The organism is Streptomyces sp. NBC_01232 (assembly GCF_035989885.1).
In the GTDB taxonomy this organism is placed as follows: domain Bacteria; phylum Actinomycetota; class Actinomycetes; order Streptomycetales; family Streptomycetaceae; genus Streptomyces.
In genome coordinates, this window is sequence record NZ_CP108518.1 from 5,544,164 (window position 1) to 5,566,113 (window position 21,950).

Below are 21,950 nucleotides of genomic sequence, written 5' to 3' on the forward strand. Positions count from 1 at the left end.
AGCGTCGGAAGCGGGCGAGACTTTCGTCTCCCGCCTCGCGAGCCTCACGCGACGAAAGTCGCGGGCACGATCATCCTCCGTGGGGAGGAGGCCGCCGCCCCGGGCGCCTAGCGTGATCCGTATGACCAGTGACATGGGGGACGGTATCGACGGGGCAAGGTGGCGGACCGCGCTGGGCGTTGTGGCGGGAATCCTCGTCGCGGCGGCCGTGTGCGGGGTCTTCTGGTGGCAGGGCTGGAACCTGCCCTTCACCGCGGCCTGGCTGTCCGGCAAGGCCGCCGTGAAGGTGGGCTTCTTCATCGCCGCCGGAGGCCTCGCCGGTGTGACCGTGTGGTGGCAGGGGCGCCGTGCGTCGCGGTCCGCGCCGCCCGAGGAGACCGGCCGGGGCGCTCGCTGACCGGTCCGGCACGAACGGCCGGAAGGCCCGGCTCCCTCAGGGGAGCCGGGCCTTCCGTGCTGCTGGGGTCGGGGCCTAGGCCTCGAAGACCTCGTTCAGCAGGAGCTGCTGCTCCGCCTGGTGGCGCTTCGCGGAACCCACCGCCGGGGACGAGCCGTGCGGGCGCGAGATGCGCCGCAGGCGCTCGCCCGCCGGGACGTCCGCGCCGACCGCCAGGTCGAGGTGGTCGATCAGGTTCAGCGCGATGAACGGCCACGCACCCTGGTTCGCCGGCTCCTCCTGGGCCCAGATGTACTTCGCCGCGTTCGGGAACTTGGCGATCTCCGCCTGGAGTTCCGTGCCCGCCAGCGGGTACAGCCGCTCGATGCGGATGATCGCGGTGTCCGTGATGCCGCGCTTCTCGCGCTCGGCCTCCAGGTCGTAGTAGACCTTGCCGGCGCAGAAGACGACCTTGCGGACCGCGTTCGCGTCCACCGTGCTGTCACCGATGACCGGACGGAACGAACCGGTCGTGAACTCCTCCGCCTTCGACGCCGCCGCCTTCAGACGCAGCATCGACTTCGGGGTGAAGACGATGAGCGGCTTGTGGTGCGGGTTGTGGACCTGCCACCGCAGGAGGTGGAAGTAGTTGGAGGGGAGGGTGGGCATGGCCACCGTCATGTTGTCCTGCGCGCACATCTGGAGGAAGCGCTCGGGACGCGCGGACGAGTGGTCCGGGCCCTGGCCCTCGTAGCCGTGCGGGAGGAGCAGCGTGACGCCGGAGGTCTGGCCCCACTTCTGCTCGGCCGAGGAGATGAACTCGTCGACGACGGTCTGCGCGCCGTTGACGAAGTCACCGAACTGGGCCTCCCAGAGGACCAGCGCGTCCGGACGGGCCAGCGAGTAGCCGTACTCGAAGCCCATGGCCGCGTACTCGGAGAGCAGCGAGTCGTAGACGTTGTAGCGGGCCTGGTCCTCGGACAGGTAGAGGAGCGGGGTGTAGTCCTCGCCCGTCTCCCGGTCGATGAGGACCGCGTGGCGCTGGCCGAAGGTGCCGCGGCGGGAGTCCTGGCCGGACAGGCGGACCGGGGTGCCCTCCATCAGCAGCGAGCCGAAGGCGAGGGTCTCGCCCATGCCCCAGTCGATGGTGCCCTCGTCGATCATCGCCGCGCGGCGCTGCAGCTGCGGCAGCAGGCGCGGGTGGACGGTGACGCCCTCGGGGATGGTGACCTGGGACTCGGCGATCCGCTTGACGACGTCCTGCGAGATCGCGGTGTTCATGGTTACCGGGAACTCGGCCTGCGCGGCCGGGGAGGCCGGCGCGGCGATCGCGGGCTGCGTGGCGGCCTCGCGGACCTCGGCGAAGACCTTCTCCAGCTGGCCCTGGAAGTCCTGGAGCGCCTGCTCGGCCTCTTCCAGCGTGATGTCGCCGCGACCGATGAGGGACTCGGTGTAGAGCTTGCGCACCGAGCGCTTCTTGTCGATCAGGTCGTACATCAGCGGCTGGGTGAAGGCCGGGTTGTCGGACTCGTTGTGGCCGCGGCGGCGGTAGCAGATGAGGTCGATGACCACGTCCTTGTTGAACGCCTGGCGGAACTCGAAGGCCAGCCGCGCGACGCGGACGACGGCCTCCGGGTCGTCGCCGTTCACGTGGAAGATCGGCGCCTCGATCATGCGGGCCACGTCGGTCGCGTACATCGAGGAACGCGAGGACTCCGGGGCGGCGGTGAAGCCGACCTGGTTGTTGATGACCACGTGCACGGTGCCGCCGGTGCGGTAGCCGCGCAGCTGCGACATGTTCAGCGTCTCGGCGACGACGCCCTGGCCGGCGAAGGCCGCGTCGCCGTGGAGCGCCAGCGGCAGGACCGTGAAGTCCGTGCCGCCCTTGTTGATGACGTCCTGCTTGGCGCGGGCGACACCCTCCAGGACCGGGTCGACCGCCTCCAGGTGCGAGGGGTTCGCGACGAGCGAGACCTTGATCTGCTCGCCGTCCAGGCCGGTGAAGGTGCCCTCGGCGCCCAGGTGGTACTTGACGTCGCCGGAGCCGTGCATGGACTTCGGGTCGAGGTTGCCCTCGAACTCGCGGAAGATCTGCGCGTACGACTTGCCGACGATGTTCGCGAGCACGTTCAGGCGGCCGCGGTGGGCCATGCCGATGACGACCTCTTCGAGGCGGGCCTCGGCGGCCGAGTCGATGACGGCGTCGAGCAGCGGGATGACGGACTCGCCGCCCTCCAGGGAGAAGCGCTTCTGGCCGACGTACTTCGTCTGCAGGAAGGTCTCGAAGGCCTCGGCGGCGTTCAGCCGGCGCAGGATGCGCAGCTGCTCCTCGCGCTCCGGCTTGGTGTGCGGGCGCTCGATGCGGTCCTGGATCCAGCGGCGCTGCTTCGGGTCCTGGATGTGCATGAACTCGACGCCGGTGGTGCGGCAGTACGAGTCGCGCAGGACGCCGAGGATGTCGCGGAGCTTCATCATCGACTTGCCGGAGAAGCCGCCGACCGCGAACTCGCGCTCCAGGTCCCACAGGGTGAGGCCGTGCTCGGTGATGTCGAGGTCGGGGTGCTTGCGCTGCTTGTACTCCAGCGGGTCGGTGTCGGCCATGACGTGGCCGCGGACCCGGTAGGAGTGGATCAGCTCGAAGACGCGGGCGGCCTTCGTGACGTCGTCGTCGTGCGAGGCGTCGATGTCCCGGTTCCAGCGGACGGGCTCGTACGGGATGCGCAGCGACTCGAAGACGGCGTCGTAGAAGCCGTCCTCGCCGAGCAGCAGGTTCGCGACGATGCGCAGGAACTCGCCGGAGGCCGCGCCCTGGATGACCCGGTGGTCGTAGGTCGAGGTCAGGGTCATGACCTTGGAGATGCCCAGCTTGTTCAGGGTGTCCTGCGAGGTGCCCTGGAACTCGGCGGGGTAGTCCATGGAGCCGACGCCCATGATGACCGACTGTCCGGGCATCAGGCGGGGCACGGAGTGCACGGTGCCCAGGCCGCCGGGGTTGGTCAGCGAGACGGTGACGCCGGTGAAGTCGTCCATCGTCAGCTTGCCGACACGGGCGCGGCGGACGATGTCCTCGTAGGCCTGCCAGAACTCGAAGAAGTTGAGGGTCTCGGCCTTCTTGATGCCGGCGACGACGAGCTGGCGGTCGCCGTTGGGCTTCACCAGGTCGATCGCGAGACCGAAGTTGATGTGCTCCGGCTTGACCAGGGTCGGCTTGCCGTCCTTCTCCGCGAAGGAGTAGTTCATGGCCGGCATGGCCTTGATCGCCTGCACCATCGCGTAGCCGATCAGGTGCGTGAAGGAGATCTTCCCGCCCCGGGCGCGCTTGAGGTGGTTGTTGATGACGATGCGGTTGTCGAACAGCAGCTTCACCGGGACGGCGCGGACGGAGGTGGCCGTCGGCACGTCGAGGGAGGCGTTCATGTTCTTGGCGACGGCAGCCGCCGGGCCGCGGAGCGTCACCAGCTCGGGGCCCGCGGGGGCCTCGGTGGCGGGCGCGGCCTTCTGGGGGGCTACGGAGGAGGCGGCGGGCGCGGCCGGTGCGGCGGCCGGGGCCTGGGAGGTGACAGTCACAGCAGGGGCACCAGAGGGGGTGGCAGGAGCAGGGGCGGGCGCGGACACGGGCGCAGCAGCTGGCGCGGCGGCAGCCGCTCCAGTGGAGCCGGTGCTCGCACCAGGAGTCGGAGCAGGGGCTGCGGCGCGCGCCGCCCCCGTGGCGGCGGCGTCGGTGACCTGCGGCGCCGCGGAGACGGTGGTGGCGGCCTGTGCGGAGGCGCCGTCCGTCGTCGCGGGCTTCTGGGGACCGTCCGACTTCACCGGAGCGACAGCGCCACCCGGCTTGTAGTCGGCGAAGAAGTCCCACCAGGCCCGGTCGACCGAGTTCGGGTCCTGGAGGTACTGCTGATAGATCTCGTCGACGAGCCACTCATTCGCGCCGAAGCCTGAGGCAGGGTTCTTCCCGCCCTCTGCTGCTTCGGTCGTGGTGCTCGAGTTACTGGGGGACTGTGGCGACACGGCGGCAACCGCCCTCTTCCGCTTCACAAGGTATGGACAGCGGGAATAAAGGCTACGCCTCCTCGGCCGCTGCATGCAGGCCGGGCGGGACTTACGTCATGCAGGTCACATCGAACGGCGGGTTTCGGCACGTGGAATGGCGGGAAACCAGCCTGGTTCGGGTAGGCGGCACCGAGGTTGCGGCCCCCTTGGCTTCGCACCCCTGACGGACCCCGGGTACGTGTGGCCGAGATCATGTCCTTCCCACTCGAACCCTACGTCAACACGGCACCTACGAGCTGCCCGGAAGCGTGACGAGGATGCGGCAGCCACGTGACGATTCGGCCACTCCGATCCGCCCTCCGTGCAGCTCCACGGCCCAGCGGGCGATCGCGAGGCCCAAACCGGTGCCTCCGTCGCCGCCGCGGGCGCTGCCCCGGTTGAAGCGCTCGAAGACCCGGTGGCGCTCCGCCTCCGGGATGCCGGGACCCTCGTCGCGCACCTCCAGGACCAGGCTTCCGGCGGTGTCGCCGGCCCGGGCGCGGACCGTGACCCGGCCGTGCGGGGGGCTGTGTTTGACCGCGTTGTCGATCAGATTTGCTACCACCTGGTGCAGCCGCTCGGCGTCCGCGTGCGCCCACAGCTCGGGCGGGTGGACGTCCAGGTGCAGGTGCACGTCGTTGCGGGTGTGCCCGCCCGAGCCGGAGAGCAGTCCGGGCCGGCCGGCGGCCGCGAGCCTGGATTCCTTCAGCACGCCCGACAGGTAGGGCCACACCTCGAAGCGGCGGGCGCGCAGCGGGACCACGCCGTTGTCGACCCGGGAGAGGTCCAGCAGGGTCTCCACGAGCCCGCCGAGCCGCTCGGTCTGCTTGAGCATCGTGCGCATGGTCTCGGGGTCGGCGGCCGAGACCCCGTCCACCACGTTCTCCAGCACGGCCCGCAGCGCCGCGATGGGCGTGCGCAGCTCGTGCGAGACATTGGCGACGAGCTCTTTGCGGTGCCGGTCCACGGCCTCCAGGTCGTCCGCCATCAGGTTGATGGTGGAGGCCAGGTCGCCGAGCTCGTCGCGGCGGCCCGCCCCGCGTACGCGCCGGGTGAAGTCGCCGTGGGAGATCGCCCGGGCGACGGTCGTCATGTCGTCGAGCGGCGCCGTCAGGCTGTGCGCCACGAACTGGGTGATCAGCATCGAGGCGATCACCGAGAAGACCGTGATGAAGCGCAGCTCGGTGTCGGTGCGCAGGGCCACCAGCAGCAGGCCCGTCGTGATGAAGACCGAGACCACCACGAGCGTGCCCAGCTTGGTCTTGATCGAGAACGGCGAGAAGGGCCGCAGCCCCGCCGGGGGCCGTTGCCGCTGCCGCTGCCGGATCGGCGGGCCGCTCATGCCTGGGCCGGGGTCTCCAGGGCGTACCCGACGCCGTGGACCGTACGGATCCGCTCCGCGCCGATCTTGCGCCGCAGGGCCTTGATGTGGCTGTCGACCGTACGGGTCCCGGACGCGTCGGCCCAGTCCCACACCTCGGCCAGCAGCTGCTCCCGGGAGAGCACCGCCCGCGGGGTGCCGGCCAGGCACACCAGCAGGTCGAACTCGGTCGGGGTCAGGTGCACGTCCTCCGTGTGCACCCGCACCCGGCGCTGTGCGTGGTCGATCTCCAGATCGCCCAGGCGCAGGGTGGCCCCGCGCGGGGTGTGCGCGGCGATGGTGGCCCGCTCCACGCGCCGCAGCAGGACGTGGACGCGGGCGGCCAGCTCGCGCATCGAGAACGGTTTGGTCATGTAGTCGTCCGCGCCGACCCCGAGCCCGACCAGCAGGTCGGTCTCGTCGTCACGCGCGGTGAGCATGAGGACCGGGACGGGCCGCTGGGCCTGGACCCGGCGGCACACCTCCAGGCCGTCGAAGCCGGGCAGCATGATGTCGAGGACCAGCAGCTCGGGCAGCCAGCTCTCGGCCGCCGCGACGGCCGAGGGGCCGTCCCCGGCGGTCTGCACCTGGAATCCCTCCGCGCGCAGGCGGGCCGCGATGGCCTCGGCGATGGTGTGGTCGTCCTCGACGACCAGCACACGCCGCTGGGCGCCGGGTGTCGCCGCGGCGCCCTGATGGGTGGTGTGTGTCTGTTCCATGTCCGCCCCTGAAGATCCCGCGTGAATGGGGTGCAGCGTAGAGGAGGCGTCGGCCTGCGGCTACGTGGGGTTCGGACATGGCATATGTGCTGGACCACAGTAAACGGAATGTGATGTACCGGGTACCGGCCCCCCCACGGGACCGGTACCCGGCGGGCGAGACCGGTCAGGTGCCTCGCCGTCCGTGCCCTCCGGGGGCGTCTAGAAGGTCAGTCCGTGACCGTGCGGGAAGACCGGGTCGAGCGTGTCGTTCGGCACATCCGGACGCGACGCCTCGACGGCCTTCATCGAGCGCGGGAGCTCGAAGGGGAGGCGGCCCTCGGGGGTGGCGCGGCCGAAGGCCACGTCCAGCAGGGCGGCGTCGCAGGCCCCGTAGTCGGCGATCAGGGCCGCCGCGCGCTCGGCGATCTCCGGGACGACGGCGGCCCGCTCCAGGTTGATGCAGACCAGGGTCGGGACCCGGTCCAGGAGGGCCAGGATCTCCGCCAGCTCGGCCTCGGGGAAGGCCAGCGAACCGGAGTGGAAGAAGGATTCGAAGATGTTCTCGCGGGGCTCGTACGGGGTCCGCAGGCGCAGCACGGCCAGGTCCGCGTCGGCCGGGCCGGCGACGACCTCGCCGTACTCGGCGGCGACGGCCGCGTCCACGCCGCGCACGTACAGCTTCGGGCGGGTGGTGAGCGGCAGCAGGCCCCCGCGGTTGGTGAGGACGGTGAGGGAGCGGCGCTGGGCCGCCGCCCCCAGGGCCGTGAAATCGGCCCGGCCCGCGATCCCGGCCGCCGCGTCCGGGTCCACGTACGGGTCCTCGAACAGGCCGAGCACGAACTTCTCCCGCAGCAGGCGGCGTACCGACTCGTCGATCCGGGCCTCCGGGACACGGCCGGAGCGGACCAGCTCCACGACGACCTCGGGGCACTGCTCGCCGCCGAACTGGTCGCAGCCGGCCTCCAGGGCCCGGGCCGTCCGCTCGGCCACGCTCAGGTGCTCCAGGCCCCAGGCGCGCGCCGGGTGCACCTGCCCGAAGATCGTCGCGTCGTTGAGCAGTCCCCAGTCGCTGCAGACGATGCCCTCGAAGCCGAGCTCCTCGCGGAGCAGGCCGGTGACCACGCCCTTGTTGAAGCCGAAGCCGACCGCCTCCCAGTCGGTGCCGAGCGGCTGGCCGTAGTACGGCATCATCTGCGCGCACCCGGCGGCGATCGCCGCCTTGAACGGCTCCAGGTGGTGCTCGCGCATCCCGCCCGGATAGATCTGCTCCTTGCCGTGCGCGAAGTGCGGGTCCTCGCCGTCCTTCTGCGGGCCGCCGCCGGGGAAGTGCTTGACCATCGCGGACACCGACCCGGGCCCGAGGGCCGGCCCCTGGAGGCCGCGTACGTACGCCGCCACGAGCTCGCCCGTCAGCTGCGCATCGGAGCCGAAGGTGCCGGACTGGCGGGCCCAGCGGGGCTCGCTGGCCAGGTCGATCTGCGGGTGCAGGGCGACCCGGAAGCCGACGGCGAGGTACTCGCGGCGGACGGTGTCGGCGAACCGGTGGACGAGCTCGGGGTCGCCGATGGCGGCCAGGCCCAGGGCCTCCGGCCAGGCGGAGAAGGCGCCGGAGTTGAAGGAGGCGCCGATGTTGTCGGTGAAGGTGTGGCGCGGGTCGGTGGAGAGCGTGACCGGGATGCCGAGGCGGGTGCCCGCGGCCATCTCCTGGACGGCGTTCTGCCACAGGGCCATTTCGCGGGGCGCGTAGCTGCCGAGCAGGTTGAAGTGGGTGAGGAAGCGGTCCTCGATCAGCTCGGGCGTGGTGAAGGGGAGCATCGAGCCGTCGGTCTCGGTGACCGGGGTGCCGTCCGCGTTCATCATCAGCATCGAGTGGAAGAGCTGGCCGGCCTTCTCCTCCAGGGTCATCCGGGAGAGCAGGTCCTCCACGCGGCGGCCGACGGGGAGGGAGGCGTCCTGGTAATCGGGCGATGCGTTCATGGCGGGGCTCCTGGAGCACGTGACCGGGCGGATCGGCACGGCCAAGGTAGAACTGAAAACCATGCACCTGCTAGGTTTTCGGAAAGTGACCTGGGTCACCCCGTCCTGCCCGGACCCGGCGGGGGCCTCATAGGGTGGCCGCATGGCACAGGACAAGCCGCGGACGGCGGCGAAGGGATCGGCCCGGGGGACCTACGCGGTGGGCGACGCCCGGCGGCAGAAGATCCTCGACACCGCCGTCGAGCACTTCGCGAAGTGGGGCTTCAACGCGTCCTCGCTCGCCCGCATCGCGGCCGACTGCGGGATCACCCAGGGCGGACTGCTGCACCACTTCCGCGGCAAGGAGGACCTGCTGCTGTCGGTCCTCGCCCAGAGCGAGCAGCACGACGTGGAGCGGCTGTTCAGCGAACCCGCCGAGTCGGTCGCCGCCCACTTCGCCACCGTCGTGGCCCTCGCCGCCGACAACGAGCGGCGGCCCGGCATCGTCCGGATGTTCAACACCCTGGTGGGCGAGTCCGGCAACCCGGGGCACCCCGCACACGCCTACTTCACCCGGCGCTACGCCCGGGTGCTCGGCTACACCGTCGACCTGCTGGAGGCCGGCGTCGCCCGCGGCGAACTGCGCCCGGACACCGACTGCGAGGCCGTCGGCCGCGAGATCCTCGCCGTCATGGACGGCCTGCAGATCCAGTGGGTGCTGGCCCCCGGGAGCGTGGACATGCCGGGCCGGCTGCGCGGGTTCCTGGACAGGCTGCTGCGCGAGATCTCCACGACGGGCACGGGCGCAGGTCCGGACGCGGGCACGGGTCCGGGCGCGGTCTAGGGGGCGTCCTGCGCGCCCGTGAACGGGGGCAGCACGTCGATCACCTTCGTCAGGACCGGCGGCAGCGACCCCTGGGCGCCGGCCACCTCGTGACCGTCGTGCACGAAGGCGTAGTAGTACCCGTCGTAGATCGTCGGGCCGCCCGTCGCGATCCGGGGCAGGCGGGCGAAGTCCGCCTCCCGCAGGGCGGCGCTCAGGCCGGCCAGCTCCGCCTCCGACAGCCGTCCGGTGCCCGTCGGCTTCGCCTTGGCGTCCAGCCGGGTGTACGAGCCGTCGCCCTTGACGACGAGGGTGTGGGTCTGTCCGGCGAAGCCGCCGGTCCGGGTCACCCGGACCAGGGTCTGCGCGCGATCCGGAACCCGGCCGGCCGTGGGGCTCGTGGTCGGGCCGACGGTCGGGCTCGTGGACCCGCCCGGGCTCGCCGAGACGCCCGGGCTCGCGCCCGGGTCCGCGGACGCGCTCGCGCCCGGCTGCGTGGAGGAGCCCGCGGGTGCGTCGTCACCGCCCCCGGAACCCGACGGTCCGCAGCCCGCCAGGACCACCGCACCCAGTACGGCCGCCGCAACCGCTCGTAACGCGCGCACACCCACCTCCGCCGGGACTCGGGTCCAACCCCGAGTATGGAGTCCGCACACCCGTTCCGACAGCACGCGGAGGACGCCATCAGCCGGATCGCCCCCTGGCGCCTGCTCCCCCCGCTGCTCGCCGTGCTCCTCGGCGTGTGGGGCCTGGAGCGCGGCGGCAGCATGTGGCGCGACGAGTCCGTCACGTGGCAGGTGGCCCACCGGCCGCTCGGCGGGATCGTGGAGCTGCTGGGCCGGGTCGACGCCGTCCACGGCCTGTACTACCTGCTCATGCACGGGGTGTTCCAGGCCTGGGACGGCGGTCTGTGGGCGCTGCGGCTGCCCTCCGTCGCCGCCACCGCCCTCGCCGCCGCCGGGGTGGCCGCGGTCGCCCACCGCCTGGTGGGAGAGCGGGCCGCGCTGCTCGCGGGCTGCGCGTATGCCGTACTGCCGCCCGTGCAGGCCTACGCCCAGGAGGGGCGCTCGTACGCCCTGGTCGCGGCCGCCGTGGTGTGGGCGACGTACCTGATGCTCCGCGAGCGGTGGACGGCGTACGCGGTGGTGCTGCTGCTCGGCTGCTGGCTGCACGAGTTCGCCGCGCTGGCGCTGCTCGCCCACGCCTTCACCGCGTGGCGCTCGCGCGGCTGGAGGTGGAGCGCCGCGGCCGTCGTCGTCCTGCTGCTGCCGCTGGCCGTGGTGAGCGCCCGGCAGGCCGGGCAGCAGCTCGGCTGGCTCGGGCGGCCGAGCTGGCAGGACTGGACGGCGTACGCGGTGGTGGGCGCCGCCGCCCTGCTGCTCGCGCGGGGGGCCCCGAAGGACCTCGTACGGGTGGCCCTCCCGCTCGTCCTGCTGCCGCCCGGGCTGCTGATGACGGTCTCGCTGGTCAACCCCTGGTACGTCGACCGGTACGTGCTCTACGCGCTGGCCGGGCTCGCCCTGCTGGCGGGCACCCGGCTCGCGACGGCCCGCGGCTGGTGGCCGTGGGTGCTGGCGGGCGCGCTCCTGGTGCCCTTCGGCATCTGGTCGGTGTGGCTGCGTACGCCGGAGAGCCGCAAGGACGACGCGCGCGCGGTGGCCGAGGCGGTCCGCGAGCGGGCGCGGCCGGGGGACGCGGTGGTGTTCATGCCCTCGCGCCGGCGCGAGTGGCTGCTGTCCTCCCCGGAGGCCTACCGGGAACTGCGCGACGTGGCCCTGGACCGCACCCCGGCGGCCTCCCACAGCCTCCAGGGCACCGAGCTGCCCCCGGAGCGGATCCGCGAGGCGCTGCTCGCTTCGTCCCGGGTGATCGCCCTGCTGGACCCGGCGGACCAGCCGCTGGACCCGTACCCGCGGGAGGCGGTCAAGCGCGAGGAACTGGCCGCCCGCTTCGACCTGTGTTCGACGGACGAGGTGCGCGGCGCCCGGGTCGCGGTCTACGCCCGCCCCGGCACCTGCCCCTGACCGCGCCCCGAGCCGCCCGCCTGCCTGCCTGCCTGTCCCCCCTGCCCGTCGCCGCCCACCCGACCCCGCCGTCGGGGCCGGGCCGGGCCGCGTCGGAGGATGGGACGGCCCGTGTCGTCCCGCCGGAGGTGCCCATGACCACGCCCCAGCACGCCACACCCGAGGAACGGCCCGCGGAAGGGCCCGGGGAACGGCCCGAAGCCCCGCCGGGGACGCTGCCCGGGCCGCTCGTCGGGGTGGACTGGCTCGCCGCGCGGCTCGGGACGCCCGCTCTCGTCCTCCTCGACGCCTCGGTCGGCGCCCACCGGGGCGCCGGCCACCGGATCCCGGGCGCCCGGCCGTTCGACCTCGACGGGGATCTCTCCGACCACACCGCGCCCGCCCCGCACACCATGCCGGGCGCCGCGCAGTTCACCGAGGCCGTGCGGGCCCTCGGGATCCACGACTCGGACACCGTCGTCGTCTACGACGGCGCCGGCCTCTACTCCAGCGCCCGCGCCTGGTGGATGCTGCGCGCGATGGGCTTCGACCGGGCCGCCGTCCTCGACGGCGGGCTGCCCGCCTGGACGGCCGCCGGCCTGCCCACCTCGGCCACCGGCCCCGCCTACGACGGCCCGCGCGGCTCCTTCACCGCCCGGCCCCGGGCCGGTCTGCTGGCCGACAGCGCCACCGTCGCGCGGGCCCTGACCGACCCGGACGCGGCCGTCCTCGACGCCCGCACCCGGGGGCGGTTCGCCGGCACCGCCCCCGAACCCCGGCCGGGCCTGCGCGGCGGCCACATGCCGGGCGCGCTCAACCTGCCGTTCGCCGAACTCCAGGACCCGGCGGGGCTGATGCGCCCCGCCGGGGAACTGCGCGCGGCCTTCCGCGCGCTGGCCGGGGAACGGGAGCGGCTCTACTTCAGCTGCGGATCCGGGGTGACCGCCTGCGTACTGGCCCTGGGCGCCGACCTCGCCGGGTACCGGGATCTCGCGGTGTACGACGGCTCCTGGAGCGAGTGGGGCATGCCCTCGGACCTTCCGGTGACGACGGCTCAGGGGGGATAACCCCACCGGGGGTTCGGGTACGCGCCCCATCGGCCCGGGGCGGGCCCCCGGCCGAGAATCGGGCTATGACCTCACACGCCACCTCGGCCCGCATCGCCCGCACCGCCGTCGCCGCCCTCGGGGCCGGCCTCCTGCTGGCCGGCTGCTCCCTCCCGGACGCGCTCGACGACGGTCCGCGCCGGAAGGCGACCGCCGACGCCACGGTCACCGAGGCGGTCACCGCGGTGCGGGTGACGGGGGCCCGGGCCGGATCGATCGAGGTCACCCCCGGAGCCGGTCCCGGCGTCACGATCCGCCGCACCGTCCACTACCGCGAGGGCGCCGTTCCGACGCCCGGCCAGAAGGTCACCGACGGCGTACTGACCTTCACGGACGGCTGCTCCACGAGCTGCTACGTCGACTACCGCCTGGAGGTCCCGGCCGCCGCGACGGTCGAGCTGGAGAGCACCAGCGGCGACATCTCGGTGGCGGGTGTGGCGGCGGCCGTGGTGACGGCCGACTCCGGCACGGTCCGGGCCGAGCGGATCGGCGGCCCGCTGAAGGTACGTACCTCCTCCGGCGACATCACCGCCACCGGCCTGTCCGCGACGAGCGCCGACGTCCACTCGGAGTCGGGCGACGCCCGCCTGGACTTCGCGAAGACCCCGTCCTCGGTGCTCGCCGAGACCACCTCGGGCAACGTCACCCTGACGGTCCCCCCGGCCCCGTACCGGGTCGCCGTCTCCACCTCCTCCGGCGACCGCGACGTCACCCTCCCCGACGACGCCTCCGCCCCCTCCCGCCTCTCGGCGAGGACCACTTCGGGCGACGTCCGCATCTCGGCCGTCTGACGCGTTCGCCCCGGGCGAACGGCTCAGGGGGAACATCGGGAGGCGCACATGCATTGAGTCGGCATAGCTCAACTTCACTGCCGGAGGGAAGATCATGGCTTCGACGTCCATCACACTCACCCTGCCCGTGCTGCCGCTCGACGACGAGGTCGTGCTGCCCGGAATGGTCGTTCCGCTGGATCTCTCCGACGCCGAAGTGCGCGCCGCCGTGGAGGCCGCGCAGGCCGCCGCCGGGACGAGCGGCAGCGGGAAGCCCCGGGTCCTGCTCGTGCCGCGCATCGACGGGACGTACGCCGCGACCGGTGTGCTCGGGACCGTCGAACAGGTCGGCCGGCTCTCCGGCGGGGACCCCGGCGCCCTCATCCGCGGCCTCGGCCGGGTCCGTATCGGCGCCGGGACCACCGGGCCCGGCGCGGCCCTGTGGGTCGAGGGCGAGACGGTCGACGAGGCCGTGCCCGATCCGCTGCCCGGCGCGGTCGCCGAGCTCGTCAAGGAGTACAAGGCGCTCGCCACCAGCTGGCTCAAGAAGCGCGGCGCCTGGCAGGTCGTGGACCGGGTCCAGCAGATCGAGGGCGTCTCCGCCCTCGCGGACAACTCCGGCTACTCGCCCTTCCTGACGGTCGAGCAGAAGGTCGAACTGCTGGAGACCGCCGACCCGGTCGCCCGGCTCAGGCTCGCGGTCAAGGCGCTCAGCGACCACCTCGCCGAGCAGGACGTGGCCGAGTCCATCGCCAAGGACGTCCAGGACGGCGTCGACAAGCAGCAGCGCGAGTTCCTCCTCCGGCGCCAGCTGGAGGCCGTACGCAAGGAACTGCGCGACCTGAACGGCGAGAAGGAGGGCGAGGAGTCCGACGACTACCGGGCCCGCGTCGAGGCCGCCGACCTCCCCGGGACCGTACGGGAGGCCGCGCTCAAGGAGGTCGAGAAGCTGGAGCGGTCCAGCGACCAGAGCCCGGAGGGCTCCTGGATCCGCACCTGGCTGGACACCGTGCTCGAACTGCCCTGGAACGAGCGCACCGAGGACGAGTACGACATCCGCGGGGCCAGGGCGGTGCTCGACGCCGAGCACGCGGGCCTCAGCGACGTGAAGGACCGCATCACCGAGTACCTCGCCGTCCGCAAGCGGCGCAGCGAGCGCGGCATGGGCGTCATCGGCGGCCGCCGCGGCGGCGCCGTGCTGGCCCTCGTGGGGCCTCCGGGCGTCGGGAAGACCTCGCTCGGCGAGAGCGTCGCCCACGCCATGGGCCGCAAGTTCGTCCGCGTCGCCCTCGGCGGCGTCCGCGACGAGGCCGAGGTCCGCGGCCACCGCCGGACCTATGTCGGCGCCCTGCCCGGGCGGATCGTCCGCGCCATCAAGGAGGCCGGGTCGATGAACCCCGTGGTCCTCCTCGACGAGATCGACAAGGTGGGATCCGACTTCCGCGGCGACCCGGCGGCCGCCCTGCTGGAGGTCCTGGACCCGGCGCAGAACCACACCTTCCGCGACCACTACCTGGAAGTGGAACTGGACCTCAGCGACGTCGTCTTCCTGGCCACCGCCAACGTCCTGGAAGCCATCCCCGAGGCCCTGGCCGACCGGATGGAGCTCGTCCGCCTCGACGGCTACACCGAGGACGAGAAGGTCGTCATCGCCCGCGACCACCTGCTGCCCCGCCAGCTGGAGCGTGCCGGTCTCGCCGCCGACGAGGTGGTCCTGGAGGAGGACGCCCTGCGCAGGCTGGCCGGCGAGTACACCCGCGAAGCGGGCGTGCGCACCCTGGAGCGGTCCATCGCCCGCCTGCTGCGCAAGGTGGCCTCGCAGCACGAGCTGGGGGAGCGGGAACTGCCGCTGCGCATCGGCGCGGACGACCTGCGGGGGCTGATCGGGCGCCCGCACCACGTGCCCGAGTCCGCCCAGGACCCGGCCGAGCGGCGCACCGCCGTGCCCGGGGTGGCCACCGGCCTCGCGGTGACCGGCGCGGGCGGCGACGTGCTGTTCGTGGAGGCTTCGCTCGCCGACCCGGAGACGGGCGCGGCCGGCCTGACCCTCACCGGCCAGCTCGGCGACGTCATGAAGGAGTCGGCGCAGATCGCGCTCAGCTTCCTGCGCTCGCACGGCGCGGAACTGGAGCTCCCGGTCGCCGACCTGAAGGACCGGGGCGTGCACATCCACTTCCCGGCGGGCGCCGTCCCCAAGGACGGCCCGAGCGCGGGCATCACCATGACCACCGCCCTCGCCTCGCTGCTCTCCGGGCGGCAGGTGCGCACGGACGTGGCCATGACCGGTGAGGTCTCGCTGACCGGGCGCGTGCTGCCCATCGGCGGGGTGAAGCAGAAGCTGCTCGCCGCGCACCGGGCCGGGCTGACCACGGTCGTCATCCCGAAGCGGAACGAGGCAGACCTGGACGATGTCCCGGCGGAGGTGCTCCAGGGGCTGGAGGTGCACCCGGTGACGGATGTGCGCCAGGTGCTGGAACTGGCCCTGGCCCCGGCTCAGGCCCCGGCTCAGGCTCCGGTCACCGCCGCGGCCTGAGCACCGCACCCGGTGACCGCACCCGGCCGCGCGTCCGGCGACCGCACGAGGTGACTGCACACGGCCCGGTGTCCCGCTCCGGCGGGGTACCGGGCCGTTGCCGCACCCGCTGCGAAATACTGGCCCCGCACCCACCGGGGTGCCGGACGCCATCGAAGGAGCGGGACGTGCACGGGAGTGAAGACCAGGAGTTCCTTGCCCTGGAGCGGGAGCTGTCCGTCTTCCTCCGGCGGGCCCGCGCCTCCTCCGGCGAGATGGCCCGCGAGCTCCACCCCGAGCTGGAGCCGGCCGCGTACGGGCTCCTCGTACGCCTGGAGGCGGCCGGCCGGCAGCGGGCCACCGAGCTCGCCGCCTACTTCGGGGTCGGCAAGGCCACCATGAGCCGACAGCTGCGAGCCCTTGAGGTACTGGGCCTGGTGGCCCGCGAGCCCGACCCCGCCGACGGCCGGGCCTCCCTGGTCGGCCTCACGGAGGAGGGCCGGGAGCGATTCCTGCGGGTCCGGGGCGCGCGCCGCGAGCAGTACATGCGCAAGCTCGCCGACTGGGACCGCGGCGAGGTCGCCGAACTGGCCCGGCTGCTGAACCAGTTGAACTCGGGCGGGGAGTAGCGGGAGCCGGGAGCCGGGAGCCGGTCCGCTCAGAGCTCGGCGTAGACCGCCGACGCGTCGTCGTGCCGCTTGTACCGGGCCGACGGGCGGGCCGGATCGGACTCGACGGCCCGCACCCGGCCGATCAGGCCGTGCGCACCCTCCTCGCGCAGTACCGCCAGGCACGCGGCCCAGTCGCCCTGCCCGAAGGTGTCCGTCCACCGGCTCGCCCCGTCCGTGAGCGCGGCCACCGCCCGCACCCGCCCCCGCGGGGTGCGCCCGGTCACCGCCCGGGCCGCCACCGCCGGGTCAGCGGCCGCCGTGAAGAAGCCACCCTCCGCGTTCCGCAGGGCGTCCGTCGCGGCCACCGAGCCCAGCACCTCCCGCGGGATCCGGTCCAGCCGGTCGTCGAGCACCGCCGTCACCCCGCCCGCGGGCGTCTCCAGGAGCAGTACGGAGTCCGAGAGCACGAGGTGCTCCACGTACTGCGCGTCCCAGCGGACCACGACGACCGTCGCCTGCGGAGTCCTGACGTGAGAAAGGTCACAGGTGCCGCGGTGGGCGTCTGCCGTGGCGCGGACGGACTCGGCCAGAACCTGATCGAGCGGCATGTCCCGCCGCGATCCGGACAGTTCGGTCAATCGGCCGCCGAGCCGCGCCGCGAACCAGGGCACTCCGTGCACGCACCCGTCATCGTCGGCCGGCGGGGTGACGCCGTCCAGGACCACCAGGACGCCGCCGCCCGAAGCGGGGATCGCGGCCGATACCCAGTCCTCATTGGGGCGTTCCGGGTGGCCGGGGGCCGAGGCGAGGTCGATGCGCATACCGGCATTCTGACCCGCGGGGGGCAGGGAGCGCGGGCAGGTCCGTACCAAAACGGACGGAGCCGGGTGGGCCGCAGGCGCAGTGCGGGGGAGCGGGCCGCGCGGGCCGGGGCGGCGGACCGGTGATGTGGGCGGGCATCCTGCCAAAGCCCGTATCGATCTTTCAACCACCTGTCCACCGAGGACCTCTGACACCGGGTGCCCGAGTTGGTCGGCAACTCATCCGTGATGTTCACTCGTTCGAGTGGCCGGGTGGGTGATGTGCGGCTCTCTCCCCAACACGCTGCAAAGGTCTGAGGCGGTACGAGGGGGCAGGGAGCGTTTACTTGTTGACCGGCCGTTACCTCGGCCACACGAGTAGACGAGCAAGAGCACACGTACAGGATTGCGAGCACCGGTGCAGAAGAAGCGGTCTCGGAAGAACGGCACCGCCGCCGACGGCCCGGCCCCCGCAGGACGCCGCGTCCGCGTGCGCCGCAGGCTGGTCATCGGCGTCGCCGTCGCGGGCCTCACCGTCCTCGCGGCAGGCGCGCCCGCCGTCGTCTCCGCGTCGAGGGAACTGAACGACTCCCAGCGCCTGGTCACCCTGGCGGACCAGACCCGGCAGACCCTCACCCTCACGCACCTCCTCGCCGACGAGCGCGACGCCGTCGTCGAGTACGCCGCCAAGGGCCGGCCCGGCGCGGCCAAGGGGTCCGTCCAGGAGCGCACCGCCCGGACCGACCGGCAGCTCGCCGAGGTCCAGGCCGAGGCCGACGAGTCGACCGCCCGCGCCCTCGCACGGGTACGGACCGTCCGCGGCGAGGCCGTCGACGGCAAGGGCAGCGCCCTCGCCGCACACCAGGCCTACGCCGCCGTCATCGCGGAACTCCTCGCCCCGGGCGAACGGCTCGCCGTGCTGACCCCGCCGCGCGCCGAGGACGCCCTCGTCACCACCCGGCCGCTGGCCCCGCTGGGACAGGCCGTGGAACAGGCCTCGGCCACCCGTGGACTGCTGCTCGCCGCGCTGGCCGTCCCCCGCGGCGAGCAGCTCCCCAACTCGGCCGTGGTCGACGAACTCACCACCGCCGCCCAGCGTGCGCGCGTACGGGAACAGGCCGCCCTCGACGACTTCGCACGGGCCGCACGGCCCGACGTGCGCCAGACGCTCGCCGCCACCGTCACCGGGCCCGAGGTCAAGACGGCCGACGACTTCCTCAAGCGGCTCACCGACCGGCCCACCCTGAGCGCCGCCGACCGCAAGACCGACGGGGCCACCGTCGGCACCGCGCTGACGGCACGCATCGACCGCATGCGGACCGTGGAGGCCACCCTCGCGGGTGAACGGGCCTCCGCCCTGGCCGCCCTGCGCGACGACGACGTGACCCGGCTCGAAATCGTCATCGCCTTCATGGGCGTGCTGTTCCTGTTCGCCGTCGGCTTCTCGACCGCCGTGGCGCGGTCGCTGACCCGGCCGCTGTCCGTCCTGCGCCGCGGCGCGCAGCGGCTGGCGACGCCGGAGGGCTCGGTGGAGCCGGTGCGCTTCACCGGCCGCAACGACGAGTTCGCCGAGGTCGTGCGCCACCTGAACGCGGTGCGCGACCAGACGGTCTCCCTGCACACCCGGATCGCCGGACTCGACGCGGACCGGCGCCGGATCATCGGCCGCAACGAGGCGCTGGCCGCCGGCCGGGACGTGCTGGAGGAGGAACTGTCCAAGCTGCGGGCCGGGCTGGAGGAGCACCGCCGCGTCATGTCGACGACCTCCGTCTCCCTGTCCCTGCGGACCCTGGGCCTGGTGGAGCGCCAGCTCGCGGTCATCGAGGAGCTGGAGTCACGGGAACAGGACCCCGACCGGCTGGCGACGCTCTTCAAGCTGGACCACCTGGCGACCGTGATGCGCCGCCACAACGAGAACCTGCTGGTCCTCGCCGGGCAGGAACACGGCCACGGGCAGGGCCTGCCGGTGCCGCTGGTCGACGTCATGCGGGCCGCCGTCAGCGAGATCGAACGCTACGAGCGCGTCGACCTGGCCTCGCTGCCCTCGTACACCCAGGTCGCGGGGCACGCGGCCGACGACATCTCGCACGTGCTGGCCGAACTGCTGGAGAACGCGACCACGTTCTCGCCGCCGGACGTCAAGGTGAAGGTGTCCGGCCGGCTGCTGGACTCCGGCGACGTGGTCCTGTCCGTCGTGGACGAGGGCATCGGCGTCACCGAGGACCGCCTGGAGTCGCTGAACGCCCGCCTGTCCACGCCCGAGGCCTACGACGAGGAGCCCGAGGCGGAACACGGCCTCGGCCTCGGCCTGTACGTGGCCGGGCGGCTCGCGGCCCGGCACGGCGTCACCGCGGAGCTGCGCACCCCGCGGCACGGCGGGACCGAGGCCCTGGTGGTCGTCCCCGCGACGCTGCTGCCCACCACCCCGATGGTCTCCCCGGTGCACGCCCTGGCCACGCCGGGCGGGCCCGCGCTGCGGCTGCCGGGCGTGATAGCGGAGGCCAACGAGAACACCCTGCCGCCCCGGCAGCGGGGTGCGCACGCCGCGCCGGACCCCGACGCGGAGACCGAGGCGGGAGCGGGCGAGGAAGCCGAGGCCGCGGCCGACACCGCGACGGAGGCCGCCGTCGAGCCCGAGCCGCAGCAGGAGCCGCAGCCCGAGCCCGAGCCGGAGCCGGAGCCCGCCGTCGCGGCGGTCCCGATCACCCTGGCCGAGGCCCTGGCGGGCCCCGCCGTCGTGGCCGGGACCCCGGCGGAGCCGGTCGCAGGCGAGCCCGCCGCGGACGGACTTCCGCCCGCCGACCAGGTGTTCGTCGCCGCGCCGCCGGCGGCGGACGGTGCACCGGCCGAGCCGGTGTTCACCGCCGAGCCCCCCGCAGGGGACGGGCCGACCCCCGAGGAACAGCTGCTCGCGCGGGTCGTCCCCGACGCCGAGCCCGTCGCTCCCGGCGTGCCGGACCCCGCCGAGGGGATCCCGGCCGCGCCGCACGCCGCCGCACCCGTGGCCGACGTACGGGAAACCGAACCGGAGGCGGACCCGCACACCCACGCCCCGGCCGAGGGCAACTGGCTCCCCCGCCAGGGCAGCCACCCTGCCGACCAGGCCGAGGGCGAAGCAGCCGTCACCGACAAGGGCCTGCCGAAGCGGACCCCGCGCACCGTCCCCGCCAAGCGCGCCGACGACGACGTACGGCCCGAGCCGCCGCGCCGGGTCGACGCGGAGGAGCTGCGACGCCGGCTCGGGGGCTTCTACCAGGGAGCCCAGGACGGGCGGCGCGTCGTCGCCGCCGAACTCGCGCAGGACCGGGGACCCGACCAGGCGCACGACCAAGCGCTCGACCAGGGACAGACGCAGAGGCAGGGCCAGAGCAAGACCGACCGGGGGGACACCGCACAGGAGGCACGCACATGACCGCGCCCAGTACGTACGGACTGAGCACCCAGGCCCGCAACCTGCAGTGGCTGCTGACCGACCTGGTCGAGGAGGTGCCCGGCGTCAACTCCGTCGCCGTCGTCTCCTCGGACGGGCTGCTGCTCCTGTCCTCCGACCCGGGAGCGGGCGCGGCCGAGCCACCGGCTCAGCCGAGGGCCAAGGGTCCGCGCGGCGCGTCCGCCGACCTCGCCACCATCGTCTCCGGCCTCGGCAGCCTCACCACCGGCGCCGCGGCCCTGATGGACACCGGCTCGGTCAAGCAGACGATGGTCGCGATGGAGCACGGCTCCGTCTTCGTCATGGCCATCAGCGACGGTTCGCTGCTGGGCGTGCACGCCACCCCCGACTGCGACATGAGCGTCGTCGCCTACCACATGGCCCTGTTCGTCGGCCGCGCCGGCCACGTACTGACCCCCGAAGTCCGCAGCGAGCTGCGCCAGTCGATGGAGAACACCCCGTGAGGAGTACGGCCTCCGACCGGCTGCCGATACGTGGCGCCGACCGCCGCCCCGCCCGCGTCCGCCCGTACTCCCTCACGGGCGGCCGCACCCGCTTCACGCAGGTCCTGCTCGTCGAGACGTTCGTCGCCGCCCTGGACACCAAGGTGTCGGAGCCGCAGAAGCCCGACCGCATGCCCGAGATGCCGGCCATCGTCGAGGTCTGCCGCCGCATGCGCACGATCGCCGAGATAGCCGCGCTGCTGAAGCTCCCGCTCGGCGTGGTCCGCGTCCTGGTCAGCGACCTCGCGGACCAGGGCAGGATCCGCGTCTACGGAACGGGTCACGGCACCGGGCGTCCCGAACGCGCGCTCCTGGAAAGGGTGCTCAGTGGTCTTCGCCGTCTCTGACAACCCGGTGTCCCTGCCGCAGTCGGACGACGAGCCGGCCCAGCCCTGGCAGTACGACCGCTCCCGCGCACCCGTCGCCGTCAAGGTGCTGGTCGCCGGCGGCTTCGGCGTCGGCAAGACCACCTTCGTCTCCTCCGTCTCCGAGATCACCCCGCTGCGCACCGAAGCGGTGATGACCCGGGCGAGTGCCCCGACCGACGACCTGTCCGGCACCCCGGACAAGAACACCACCACCGTCGCCATGGACTTCGGCCGCGTCACCCTCGACGACGACCTCGTCCTCTACGTGTACGGGACCCCCGGCCAGGAGCGGTTCTGGTTCATGTGGGACGACCTGGTGCGCGGCGCCATCGGCGGCCTCGTCCTGGCAGACACCCGCCGCCTGCGCGACTGCTTCCCGGCCCTCGACTACTTCGAGAGCTGTGGGCTCCCGTACGCCGTCGCCGTCAACCACTTCGACGGTTCGCAGTCGTACGAGCCCGAGGACGTGCGCGAGGCGCTCAGCGTCCCGCCCCACGTGCCCGTCGTGATCATGGACGCGAGGCGCCGCGACACGGTGATCGAATCCCTGCTCGCCCTGGTGGGTCACGCCCTGGACACCACTCCCGAAGAGAGAGCCTGAG

The 21,950-nt window shown here is 73.2% G+C and carries 17 protein-coding genes; 11 read left to right on the top strand and 6 right to left on the bottom strand.

The features are described 5' to 3' along the window. Positions 1-121: 121 nt before the first annotated feature. Complete coding sequence (locus OG444_RS25845; RefSeq protein WP_327264407.1) at positions 122-397, top strand: hypothetical protein; 276 nt, start codon at positions 122-124, stop codon at positions 395-397. A 75-nt stretch (positions 398-472) separates the two neighbouring features. Here OG444_RS25845 and OG444_RS25850 read toward each other — a convergent pair whose 3' ends face one another. From OG444_RS25850 to OG444_RS25865, 4 genes are all read right to left on the bottom strand, one after another. Next, positions 473-4,384 carry a multifunctional oxoglutarate decarboxylase/oxoglutarate dehydrogenase thiamine pyrophosphate-binding subunit/dihydrolipoyllysine-residue succinyltransferase subunit gene (locus OG444_RS25850; RefSeq protein ID WP_327264408.1) on the bottom strand — a complete coding sequence of 1,304 codons (3,912 nt, stop codon included), beginning with the start codon at positions 4,382-4,384 and terminating at the stop codon, positions 473-475. Between the two features lie 271 nt (positions 4,385-4,655). Beyond that, the gene (locus OG444_RS25855; protein ID WP_327264409.1) at positions 4,656-5,747 is read right to left on the bottom strand and encodes a HAMP domain-containing sensor histidine kinase; all 1,092 of its coding nucleotides are present in this window, start codon (positions 5,745-5,747) and stop codon (positions 4,656-4,658) included. Beyond that, positions 5,744-6,484: a response regulator transcription factor gene (locus OG444_RS25860; RefSeq protein ID WP_030390170.1), complete on the bottom strand. Its 741-nt coding sequence runs from the start codon at positions 6,482-6,484 to the stop codon at positions 5,744-5,746. The genes OG444_RS25855 and OG444_RS25860 overlap by 4 nt, the downstream gene beginning before the upstream one ends. A gap of 201 nt (positions 6,485-6,685) precedes the next feature. Continuing rightward, the gene (locus tag OG444_RS25865) at positions 6,686-8,443 is read right to left on the bottom strand and encodes a glycoside hydrolase family 3 protein (protein WP_327264410.1); all 1,758 of its coding nucleotides are present in this window, start codon (positions 8,441-8,443) and stop codon (positions 6,686-6,688) included. Positions 8,444-8,585: 142 nt separating this feature from the next. Here OG444_RS25865 and OG444_RS25870 point away from each other — a divergent pair, with 142 nt between their 5' ends. Beyond that, positions 8,586-9,266 (top strand): TetR/AcrR family transcriptional regulator, encoded by a 681-nt coding sequence (locus OG444_RS25870; RefSeq protein ID WP_327264411.1) that lies wholly within the window; start codon positions 8,586-8,588, stop codon positions 9,264-9,266. Here the strand turns inward: OG444_RS25870 and OG444_RS25875 are convergent. After that, positions 9,263-9,850: a hypothetical protein gene (locus tag OG444_RS25875; protein ID WP_327264412.1), complete on the bottom strand. Its 588-nt coding sequence runs from the start codon at positions 9,848-9,850 to the stop codon at positions 9,263-9,265. The two genes, OG444_RS25870 and OG444_RS25875, sit on opposite strands and share 4 nt — an antisense overlap. A gap of 36 nt (positions 9,851-9,886) precedes the next feature. On the opposite strand from OG444_RS25875, the gene OG444_RS25880 reads away from it, so the two are divergent. From OG444_RS25880 to OG444_RS25900, 5 genes are all read left to right on the top strand, one after another. Beyond that, the gene (locus OG444_RS25880; protein WP_327264413.1) at positions 9,887-11,269 is read left to right on the top strand and encodes a glycosyltransferase family 39 protein; all 1,383 of its coding nucleotides are present in this window, start codon (positions 9,887-9,889) and stop codon (positions 11,267-11,269) included. A 134-nt stretch (positions 11,270-11,403) separates the two neighbouring features. Beyond that, on the top strand, positions 11,404-12,315 hold the full coding sequence (locus OG444_RS25885; RefSeq protein ID WP_327264414.1) for a sulfurtransferase: 912 nt from the start codon (positions 11,404-11,406) through the stop codon (positions 12,313-12,315). A 65-nt stretch (positions 12,316-12,380) separates the two neighbouring features. Then, entirely contained in the window at positions 12,381-13,145 is a 765-nt protein-coding gene (locus tag OG444_RS25890; protein WP_327264415.1) for a DUF4097 family beta strand repeat-containing protein, read from the top strand. 94 nt (positions 13,146-13,239) lie between these two features. Next, positions 13,240-15,657 (top strand): endopeptidase La, encoded by a 2,418-nt coding sequence (gene lon, locus OG444_RS25895; protein ID WP_327264416.1) that lies wholly within the window; start codon positions 13,240-13,242, stop codon positions 15,655-15,657. Between the two features lie 167 nt (positions 15,658-15,824). Beyond that, the gene (locus OG444_RS25900; RefSeq protein ID WP_053704694.1) at positions 15,825-16,265 is read left to right on the top strand and encodes a MarR family winged helix-turn-helix transcriptional regulator; all 441 of its coding nucleotides are present in this window, start codon (positions 15,825-15,827) and stop codon (positions 16,263-16,265) included. 29 nt (positions 16,266-16,294) lie between these two features. Here OG444_RS25900 and OG444_RS25905 read toward each other — a convergent pair whose 3' ends face one another. Then, the gene (locus tag OG444_RS25905) at positions 16,295-17,068 is read right to left on the bottom strand and encodes a hypothetical protein (RefSeq protein WP_327264417.1); all 774 of its coding nucleotides are present in this window, start codon (positions 17,066-17,068) and stop codon (positions 16,295-16,297) included. A 397-nt stretch (positions 17,069-17,465) separates the two neighbouring features. Here OG444_RS25905 and OG444_RS25910 point away from each other — a divergent pair, with 397 nt between their 5' ends. The 4 genes from OG444_RS25910 to OG444_RS25925 are packed head-to-tail and all read left to right on the top strand — an operon-like array spanning position 17,466 to position 21,949. Further along, a complete protein-coding gene (locus tag OG444_RS25910; protein ID WP_327264418.1) occupies positions 17,466-20,459 on the top strand; it encodes a sensor histidine kinase in 2,994 nt (997 codons plus the stop codon). After that, positions 20,456-20,941, top strand: coding sequence for a roadblock/LC7 domain-containing protein (locus tag OG444_RS25915; RefSeq protein WP_327264419.1), 486 nt, complete (start codon positions 20,456-20,458; stop codon positions 20,939-20,941). Before OG444_RS25910 ends, OG444_RS25915 begins: the two co-directional genes overlap by 4 nt. Then, positions 20,938-21,327 carry a DUF742 domain-containing protein gene (locus tag OG444_RS25920; protein WP_327264420.1) on the top strand — a complete coding sequence of 130 codons (390 nt, stop codon included), beginning with the start codon at positions 20,938-20,940 and terminating at the stop codon, positions 21,325-21,327. Before OG444_RS25915 ends, OG444_RS25920 begins: the two co-directional genes overlap by 4 nt. After that, a complete protein-coding gene (locus OG444_RS25925) occupies positions 21,308-21,949 on the top strand; it encodes a GTP-binding protein (RefSeq protein ID WP_327264421.1) in 642 nt (213 codons plus the stop codon). Before OG444_RS25920 ends, OG444_RS25925 begins: the two co-directional genes overlap by 20 nt. Position 21,950: the final 1 nt, after the last annotated feature.

Bases quoted from the DNA above. Each gene is read 5' to 3' on its own strand.
- OG444_RS25885 (WP_327264414.1), top strand. From the start codon at position 11,404: ATGACCACGCCCCAGCACGCCACACCCGAGGAACGGCCCGCGGAAGGG.
- OG444_RS25860 (WP_030390170.1), bottom strand. From the start codon at position 6,484: ATGGAACAGACACACACCACCCATCAGGGCGCCGCGGCGACACCCGGC.
- OG444_RS25915 (WP_327264419.1), top strand. From the start codon at position 20,456: ATGACCGCGCCCAGTACGTACGGACTGAGCACCCAGGCCCGCAACCTG.
- OG444_RS25905 (WP_327264417.1), bottom strand. From the start codon at position 17,068: ATGCGCATCGACCTCGCCTCGGCCCCCGGCCACCCGGAACGCCCCAAT.
- OG444_RS25845 (WP_327264407.1), top strand. From the start codon at position 122: ATGACCAGTGACATGGGGGACGGTATCGACGGGGCAAGGTGGCGGACC.
- OG444_RS25890 (WP_327264415.1), top strand. From the start codon at position 12,381: ATGACCTCACACGCCACCTCGGCCCGCATCGCCCGCACCGCCGTCGCC.
- OG444_RS25880 (WP_327264413.1), top strand. From the start codon at position 9,887: ATGGAGTCCGCACACCCGTTCCGACAGCACGCGGAGGACGCCATCAGC.
- OG444_RS25870 (WP_327264411.1), top strand. From the start codon at position 8,586: ATGGCACAGGACAAGCCGCGGACGGCGGCGAAGGGATCGGCCCGGGGG.
- lon (WP_327264416.1), top strand. From the start codon at position 13,240: ATGGCTTCGACGTCCATCACACTCACCCTGCCCGTGCTGCCGCTCGAC.
- OG444_RS25855 (WP_327264409.1), bottom strand. From the start codon at position 5,747: ATGAGCGGCCCGCCGATCCGGCAGCGGCAGCGGCAACGGCCCCCGGCG.
- OG444_RS25865 (WP_327264410.1), bottom strand. From the start codon at position 8,443: ATGAACGCATCGCCCGATTACCAGGACGCCTCCCTCCCCGTCGGCCGC.